At 74.2% G+C, this 8,338-nt stretch carries 7 protein-coding genes; all 7 read left to right on the forward strand.

Translation table 11 applies throughout. The annotated features are described in order from the left end of the window. The first annotated feature begins 114 nt into the window (after positions 1-114). The 7 genes from ABZ321_RS43215 (at position 115) to ABZ321_RS43245 (ending at position 8,325) form a co-directional block, all read left to right on the forward strand. On the forward strand, positions 115-1,446 hold the full coding sequence (locus ABZ321_RS43215; protein WP_354901582.1) for a lysine N(6)-hydroxylase/L-ornithine N(5)-oxygenase family protein: 1,332 nt from the start codon (positions 115-117) through the stop codon (positions 1,444-1,446). 104 nt (positions 1,447-1,550) lie between these two features. Then, positions 1,551-2,603 carry an iron chelate uptake ABC transporter family permease subunit gene (locus ABZ321_RS43220; RefSeq protein ID WP_354901584.1) on the forward strand — a complete coding sequence of 351 codons (1,053 nt, stop codon included), beginning with the start codon at positions 1,551-1,553 and terminating at the stop codon, positions 2,601-2,603. Next, the gene (locus ABZ321_RS43225; RefSeq protein ID WP_354901586.1) at positions 2,600-3,706 is read left to right on the forward strand and encodes an iron chelate uptake ABC transporter family permease subunit; all 1,107 of its coding nucleotides are present in this window, start codon (positions 2,600-2,602) and stop codon (positions 3,704-3,706) included. The genes ABZ321_RS43220 and ABZ321_RS43225 overlap by 4 nt, the downstream gene beginning before the upstream one ends. 73 nt (positions 3,707-3,779) lie before the next feature. Continuing rightward, positions 3,780-4,586: an ABC transporter ATP-binding protein gene (locus ABZ321_RS43230; RefSeq protein ID WP_354901588.1), complete on the forward strand. Its 807-nt coding sequence runs from the start codon at positions 3,780-3,782 to the stop codon at positions 4,584-4,586. Between the two features lie 30 nt (positions 4,587-4,616). Continuing rightward, positions 4,617-4,856: an MbtH family protein gene (locus tag ABZ321_RS43235; protein ID WP_344498877.1), complete on the forward strand. Its 240-nt coding sequence runs from the start codon at positions 4,617-4,619 to the stop codon at positions 4,854-4,856. Between the two features lie 11 nt (positions 4,857-4,867). Beyond that, positions 4,868-6,571, forward strand: a complete 1,704-nt coding sequence (locus tag ABZ321_RS43240) for an ABC transporter ATP-binding protein (protein WP_354901590.1) — start codon at positions 4,868-4,870, stop codon at positions 6,569-6,571. Then, positions 6,568-8,325: an ABC transporter ATP-binding protein gene (locus ABZ321_RS43245; protein ID WP_354901592.1), complete on the forward strand. Its 1,758-nt coding sequence runs from the start codon at positions 6,568-6,570 to the stop codon at positions 8,323-8,325. The genes ABZ321_RS43240 and ABZ321_RS43245 overlap by 4 nt, the downstream gene beginning before the upstream one ends. The last annotated feature ends 13 nt before the right edge of the window (positions 8,326-8,338 follow it).

The following is an 8,338-nucleotide window of genomic DNA, read 5'->3' on the forward strand; positions in this document are numbered from 1 at the left end:
CGCAGGGCGGTCGTGACAAGCGCGAAAACTAAGGTTAGGCTTCCCTAACTCCTCGCCGGTCGGTGGTGGAGGCGGAGCGGTCGAGCCGGGCTCGACATGGACGATGGGACTGCGATGCCAGAGCCGCGCGGGGATCAAGGACCGGTCTTCGATCTGGTCGGGGTGGGCTTCGGGCCATCGAACCTGGCGCTCGCGATCGCCGTGCAGGAGCGCGCCGCCGCCGGCGGCACGCCCGTGAGCGCCGTGTTCCTGGAGCGGCAGGCCTCGTTCGGCTGGCACCGGGGCATGCTCATCGAGGACGCGACGATGCAGGTCTCGTTCCTCAAGGACCTCGTCACGATGCGCAACCCGACCAGCTCCTTCAGCTTCCTGTGCTACCTGCAGGAGCGCGGCCGGCTCATCGACTTCGTCAACCACAAGAGCCTGTTCCCGCTGCGGGTCGAGTTCCACGACTACCTCGAGTGGGCCGCCGCCCGCGTGGACGACATGGTCCGCTACGGCCAGGACGTCACCGCGGTCCGCCCCGTCTTCGACGACGACACCATCAGCGCGTACGACGTGGAGACCCGCGACCGGACGGGTGCCCGCCGGACCGTCCGCGCCCGCAACGTCGTGCTCGCCAGCGGGCTGCGCCCCGCCCTGCCGCCGGGCATCGAGGCGTCGAAGCGCGTCTGGCACAGCCGCGACCTGCTGACCAATGTGGACGATCTGGCCGGCGCCGACCCGTCCCGGTTCGTGGTCGTCGGCGCCGGGCAGAGCGCCGCCGAGGTCACCGCGTTCCTGCACGAGCGCTTCCCCTCGGCCGAGGTCTGCGGCGTGCTGTCCCGCTACGGCTACAGCCCCGCCGACGACAGCCCCTTCGCCAACCGCATCTTCGACCCCCTCGCCGTCGACGACTACTTCGACGCCTCCGCCCAGGTGAAGTCGATGCTGCTCGGGTACCACGCCAACACCAACTACTCCGTCGTGGACACCGACCTCATCGAGGCGCTCTACCGCCGGGTGTACCGGGAGAAGGTCCTCGGCTCGCAGCGGCTGCGCCTGCTCAACGTCTCCCGCCTCACCGCCGCCGAGGAGCTCGGCGACCGGGTCGCGGTCACCGTCGAGTCGATGCTCACCGGCGCCCGCACCGTGCTGGACGCCGACGTCCTCGTCTGCGCCACCGGCTACACGCCAGCCGACCCGTTCCCGCTGCTCGGCGAGCTCGCCGGCCGGTGCCACTACGACGATGAGGGGCGCGCGGTCGTCGAGCGCGACTACCGCATCCGCACCGACGCGAGCGTGCTGGCCGGCATCTACCTGCAGGGCGGCACCGAGCACACGCACGGCATCAGCTCGTCGCTGCTGTCCAACACCGCGATCCGCTCCGCGGAGATCCTGGAGTCGGTCTGCGACCGGCGCCGCGCCTCCGTGCCCGCACTGTCCGGGTCGGGCTCCTACGCGTGAGCCGGTCGACCACACCGGAGCCGCCGGGCGCGGCGGTCCTCACCTCAGGGCCCACTGGAGGGCCCACCACGGCACGCCCGCTGCCGGCACCCGGGCGTGCCGTGGTGCCGGACCTCCAGCCGGCCGCCGCCGGGAAGAGCCGGCCGGCCGGGCTGGCCGCCACGAACGCCCGCCGGGCGGGGTGGCTCGCCGGGTCCGTCGGCGTGCTCGCCGTGGTCTGCCTGCTGAGCATCGCCGTCGGCACCAAGAACCTGTCCCCGGCGACGATCTGGGACGCGTTCGCGCACTACACCGGCACCGGCGACCAGTCGATCGTGCGGGACCTGCGGGTGCCCCGGACCGTGCTGGCGATCCTCGTCGGCGCCTCGCTCGGCATCTCCGGCGCCGTCATCCAGGCCGTCACCCGCAACCCGCTCGCCGACACGCAGGTCCTGGGGATCAACGCGGGCGCCGGGCTGTTCGTCGTCGTCGCGATCGGGCTGCTCGGCCTGTCGAGCATCACCGCGTACGTCTGGTTCGCGTTCGCGGGTGTCGTCGTCGCGATGCTGCTCGTCTACGCCCTCGCCGCCGTCGGCCGGGGACCGGCCACCCCGGTGCGGCTGCTGCTCGCCGGCGTCGCGCTCGGCGCCGTGCTCGACGGCATCGCCTCGGGCATCCGGCTCGTGCGCCCGCGCGCCTTCTACTACCTGCGGTTCTGGGACGTCGGCGCGCTCACCGGCCGCGGCTGGGACGTCATCGGCGCCGTCGCGCCGTTCGTCGTCGCGGGGCTCGTCCTCGCGCTGCTCGTCGCCCGGTCCCTCAACACCGTCGCGCTCGGCGACGACCTCGCCCGCTCCCTGGGCGCCGGCCTCGGCCGGACCCGCGCCGGCGCCGTGCTGTCGGTGACGCTCCTCGCGGGCGCGGCGACCGCGGCGGTCGGGCCGATCGGCTTCGTCGGCCTCATGGTGCCGCACGTGGCCCGCTGGATCACCGGCCCCGACCAGCGCTGGATCTTCGCGTTCACGCTCGTCGGCGGGCCGGTCCTGCTGCTGTCCGCCGACATCGTCGGCCGGGTCGTGCTGCGCCCCGGCGAGCTGCAGGCGGGCATCGTGACCGCGTTCATCGGCGCGCCCGTGCTCATCTGGCTCGTCCGCCGCCGCTCGGCGAGCGCCCTGTGAAGCCGCTCGTGTCGCCGCCCGTGGCGGCGAAGTCCACAGTGGATCCGGCGGCGCGGCGGCGGACCGTCGACTTCGGACGGACGGTGCTCACGCTGCGGGCCGGGCGGGGCGTCTCGGTGCGCGCCGGGGTGCGCGTCGCCGTCACCTGCGTCGTGCTGCTGCTCGCCGCCGCGGCGTTCGCGGTCCTCGCGCTGGGCACCGGCGAGTTCACCGCGACGCCCGCCGAGGTGCTGCAGGCCCTGTCCGGCGACGGGTCCCGCGCGGTGCGGCTCGTCGTCGTCGAGTGGCGGCTGCCCCGGGTGCTGCTCGCGCTGCTCGTCGGCGCCGCGATGGGCGTCTCCGGCGCCATCTTCCAGGCGCTGACCCGCAACCCGCTCGGCAGCCCCGACATCCTCGGGTTCAGCACCGGCGCGTACACCGGCGTCCTGGTCTGCGTCGTCTTCATCGGCAAGAGCTACCCCGCGACCGCCACCGCCGCGCTGGCCGGCGGGATCGCGACCGCCGCGCTGGTCTACGTGCTCTCGCTGCGGCGCGGGGTCCAGGGCTTCCGGCTCATCATCGTCGGCATCGCGGTCAGCGCCGTGCTGAGCTCCGTCAACCAGTGGTTCATCATCAAGATGGACCTGCAGACCGCCGTCGCCGCCACGATCTGGGGCAAGGGCACGCTCAACGGCCTCGGCTGGGACCAGGTCCCGCCGGCCGCCGCCGCGATCGGCGCGCTGTGCCTGGGGGTGGCGGCGCTCGGCCGGCGGCTGCAGGTGATGGAGCTCGGCGACGACGCGGCCGCCGCGGTCGGCGTCGGGGTCGAGCGGACCCGCCTCGCCTACCTCGCGCTCGGCGTCGCGCTCATCGCCGCCGCGACCGCCGTCGCCGGGCCGATCTCGTTCGTGGCGCTCGCCGCGCCGCAGCTGGCGCACCGGCTCGCCCGCACCGCCGGGATCGCCCTCGTGCCGTCCGCCGCCATGGGCGCGCTGCTGCTCATGGCGAGCGACTTCGCGGCGCAGCGGGTGTTCGCGCCGACCCAGCTGCCGGTCGGCGTGGTCACCGTGTCCATCGGCGGCCTGTATTTCGTGTGGCTGCTGGCCCGCCAGGCGAGGAGATGAGGATGAGCGGACAGCGAAGCGGCTCGGGCCGCGAATGGTCAGGCCGGCGCCGGAGCGCAGCGGAGGTGGCGGCATGACCCGGTTACGCGCCGACGGCATCACCGTCGGCTACGACCGCAGGACGATCAGCACGGACCTGGACCTCGCCGTCCCCGACGGCCGGTTCACCGTGATCGTCGGCCCCAACGCCTGCGGCAAGTCCACGCTGCTGCGCGCGCTGTCGCGGCTGCTCACCCCGGCCAAGGGGCAGGTCCTGCTGGACGGCAGGGCGATCCACGCCTACCCGGCGAAGGAGGTCGCCCGCCGGCTCGGGCTGCTGCCGCAGTCGTCCGTGGCGCCCGACGGCATCACCGTCGCCGAGCTCGTCGCCCGCGGCCGGTTCCCGCACCAGCGGCTGCTGCGCCAGTGGTCGGTCGACGACGAGGCCGCGGTCGCCGCGGCGATGGCCGCGACCGGCGTCGCCGAACTGTCCGGGGAGCTGGTCGACACGCTGTCGGGCGGCCAGCGGCAGCGGGTGTGGGTCGCGATGGTCCTCGCCCAGCAGACCCCGATCGTGCTGCTCGACGAGCCGACGACGTTCCTGGACATCGCGCACCAGGTCGAGCTGCTCGAGCTGTGCCTGCGCCTCAACCGGGAGCAGGGCACCACGATGGTCGCGGTCCTGCACGACCTCAACCACGCCTGCCGCTACGCCGATCACATCGTGGTGATGAAGGCGGGCGTCGTCGTCGCCGAGGGCGACCCGCGGGAGGTCGTGACCGGCGGCCTCGTCGAGGACGTCTTCGGCCTGCCGTGCCGCATCATCCCCGACCCGGAGACCGGCACGCCGCTGGTCATCCCGCGCGCCGGCGCGCTGCACGCGGCCACCGCAACGCTCTGAACCGACCTTGTGAGAAGGGAACCATCAAGCATGTCCAGCAACCCGTTCGACGACGAGAACGGCACGTTCTTCGTGCTCGTCAACGACGAGGAACAGCACTCGCTGTGGCCGACGTTCGCCGCGGTGCCGGCCGGCTGGCGGATAGTCTTCGGCGAGAGCGGCCAGACCTCCCGCCAGGAATGCGTGGACTACGTCGACCGCCACTGGACCGACCTGCGGCCGAAGAGCCTGCGGGACAGTATGGCGCAGGACGTCGCAGCGGCCGTCTGACGATGCCGCCGATGACCGGATCCCGCATCCTGCGGCGCTCCCTCACCCGTAACCGGGCCCGCCTCACCGCCGGCACCGGCCTCATCAGCCTGCACCAGCTCGCCGAGGCGACCGTGCCGGTCCTCATCGGCGTCGGCATCGACCGTGCCGTCGCACCCGGCGACGGCACGGCGCTGCTGCTGTGGGTGGCGGCGCTCGCCGCGCTCTTCGTCGGCCTGCACCTGTGCTACCGCTTCGGCGCCCGCCAGCTGATGCTCGCCATCGCCAACGAGGCGTACCTGCTGCGCGGCGAGCTGGCCGCGAGGATCGTGCACCCGCGCCGGCTGCGCACCGACCTGCGCGCCGGTGAGCTGCTCACGGTGTCCAGCACCGACGCCGACAACGTCTCCTACCTGCTGGACTACGTGCCGCGCATCGCCGGCGCGATCACCGCGACCGCCGTCAGCGCCGCCGTGCTGCTCGCCGTCGACTGGCGGCTCGGCCTCGTCGTGCTGGTCGGCACGCCGGTTGTGCTCGTCGGCATGCAGTTCGCCGGCCCGCTCATCACCCGGCGGGTCACCGAGCAGCAGGAGCTTGCCGGCAAGGCCACGGCGCTCGCCACCGACCTGGTCAGCGGGGTCCGTCCGCTGCGCGGGCTCGGCGCCGAGCGGGCCGCAGCCCGCCGCTACCGCGACGTCAGCCAGGCCTCGCTGCGCGCCGCGCTGCGGGCCGCCGGCACCCAGAGCCGCTACCTGGCGTTCTCCACCGCGGGCAGCGCGCTGCTCGCCTGCGGGGTCGCCGTGCTCGCCGGCTGGTTCGCCCTGGACGGCCGGATCAGCGTCGGCGAGTTCATCATGGTGATCGGCCTGGCCCAGTTCCTCCTGGAGCCGATCGGGCTCCTCGCGATCGTGCCGAGCTGGGTCGCGGAGGCGCGCGCCTCCGCGGACCGGTGCGCCCTGGTCCTGGGTGCCGACCTGCTCCTGCCGGCGGGGGCAGAGCAGAAGACCGTCGCAGAGCCGCATCTTGTACTGGCGGCGGTGCGCCACGGCACCCTCGAAGGCCTCGACCTGACGGTGCGCCCCGGCGAGTTCGTCGGCGTGGTGACCCCCCGCTCCGCCGACGGCGAGGCCCTCGTCCGGCTGCTCGCCGGCGGTGTCCCCCCGGACGAGTTCGAAGGGTCGGTCACGCTCGGCGGGGTGGCCCTCCACGACCTGGAGCCGGCCGGCGCACGGGCGCTCATGCTCGTCGAGCCGCACCACACGGACCTGTTCACCGGCACCGTCGCGGCCAACGTCGCCCTGCTGGAGGACGGCGGGGCAGCGGACCAGGCAGGAGATCAGGCAGCGCTGGCGGCCGCGCTCGAGGCGTCGGCCGCCGCCGAGGTCGTCGACGGCCACCCCGACGGGATGCAACGGCACGTCGCCGAGCGCGGCGCCACCCTGTCCGGCGGGCAGCGGCAGCGGCTCGCGCTCGCCCGCGCGCTCCTCGCCCGCCCGCCGATCCTCGTGCTGCACGACCCGACCACCGCCGTCGACACCGTCACCGAGCACTCGATCGCGCGGTCCGTCCGCGCGCTCCGGCAGGGCAGCACCACCGTCGTCATCACCAGCAGCCCCGCCATGCTCGCCGTCACCGACCGGGTCGTCGTCGTCGACGACGGCAGGGTGTCGGTCGAGGGCGGCCACGCCGAACTCGGCGCGACCCACGACGACTACCGGAAGGTGGTACTACGGTGAACCAACTTCCGATCGCCGACCGGCGCGAGACGCTGCGCTGGCTGCGCGGCGAGCTGCGGGCCCGGTGGAGGGAAGCGGCCGGCGCGTTCGCCGTCGGCCTGCTCGCCGCCGCGGCCGGCGTCACCCCCGTCTACGCCCTCGGCGTGCTCGTCGACCGGGTCCGCGCCGGCGCGCCCGCCTCCGACATCGTCGGCATCACGGTCGTCATCGTCGCCGCCGCGATCGTCGCCGGCGTCACCACCGCCCTGTCGAGCTACCTCATCGCGCGGCTCGGCGGCCGGATCCTCGCCGCGCTGCGGGAGGACGTCGTGGCCCGCGCCGTCACGCTGCCCGCGACCCGCCTCGAACGGATCGGCAAGGGCGAGCTCATGTCGCGGGTCGGCCCGGACGTCGCCGCGGTCAACAAGGCCGTCACAGACGTGCTGCCGACGATGACGTCCTCGGTGCTCCTCGCGGCACTCAGCGTCGCCGCGATGGCCGGCATCGACTGGCGGCTCGGCCTCGCCGGGCTCGTCACCGCGCCCCTGTACGTCCTGGCGCTGCGCTGGTACCTTCCGCGCTCCGGCCCCGGCTACGCCGTCGAACGCGCCGCCGTCGGCGAACGGTCCCAGCTGCTGCTGGAGAGCGTGCAGGGGCTGCGGACCGTGCACGCGTACCGCCTGGAAACCCCGCACCTGCGGGGGATCGACGCCGCCTCCGCCCGCGCCCGCGACGTGTCGGTGAACGTGTTCAGCCTCTTCACCCGCTTCGTCGGCCGGATCAACCGGGCCGAGTTCGCCGGGCTCACCGTCATCGTCGTCACCGGCTTCCTGCTGGTGCGGGACGGCTCGGTCACCGTCGGCGGGACCGCGGCCGCGGCCGTGCTGTTCCACCGGCTGTTCAACCCGGTGTCGATGCTGCTGTACACGTTTGACGAGCTGCAGGCGGGCGGGGCCGGCCTGGCCCGGCTCGTCGGGGTCGTCACCATCCCCGACGAGCGCCCGGCGACCGTCGAGGGACAGTCCCCCTCGGACAGTTCGCTGGAGCTGGCCGGCGTCCGGTTCGGCTACCCCGGCGGCCCCGAGGTCCTGCACGGCGTCAGCCTGCGCATCGAGGCTGGGCAGCGGGTCGCGCTCGTCGGCTCCACCGGCGCCGGCAAGTCGACCCTCGCCGCCGTCGCCGCCGGCATCCTCCAGCCGGCCGCCGGGTCGGCGGGCGTCGGCGGGATGCCGGTCGCGCACATGGGCCCGGAGCTGCTGCGCTCCCAGGTCGTCATCATCACCCAGGAGACGCACGTCTTCGCCGGTGAGCTGATCGAGGACCTGCGCCTCGCCCGGCCCGGCGCGACCGACGCCGAGATCGACGCGGCCCTCGCGACGGTCGGCGCCGCCGACTGGGTCCGCGCGCTGCCCGAAGGGGTGCGGACCGTCGTCGGTGAGGGCGGCCACGAGCTGACCGCCGCCCGCGCGCAGCAGATCGCGCTCGCCCGGCTGGTCCTGGCCGACCCGGCCGTCGCGATCCTTGACGAGGCCACCGCGGAGGCCGGCAGCTACGGCGCCCGCGACCTGGAGGACTCCGCGCTCGCCGCGACCGCCGGCCGCACCACGCTCGTGGTCGCGCACCGGCTCACCCAGGCCAGGTCCGCCGACCGGGTCGTCGTCCTCGAGGACGGCCGGGTCGCCGAGGAGGGCGGCCACGACGAGCTGCTCCTGGCCGGCGGCCGGTACGCGCAGCTGTGGGCGGCGTGGGAGTCCCGCACGCCCACCTTCCCGTAACCGTACGAAATCA

This window comes from Dactylosporangium sp. NPDC006015, assembly GCF_040614215.1.
GTDB classification, from domain to species: Bacteria; Actinomycetota; Actinomycetes; order Mycobacteriales; family Micromonosporaceae; genus Dactylosporangium; species Dactylosporangium maewongense.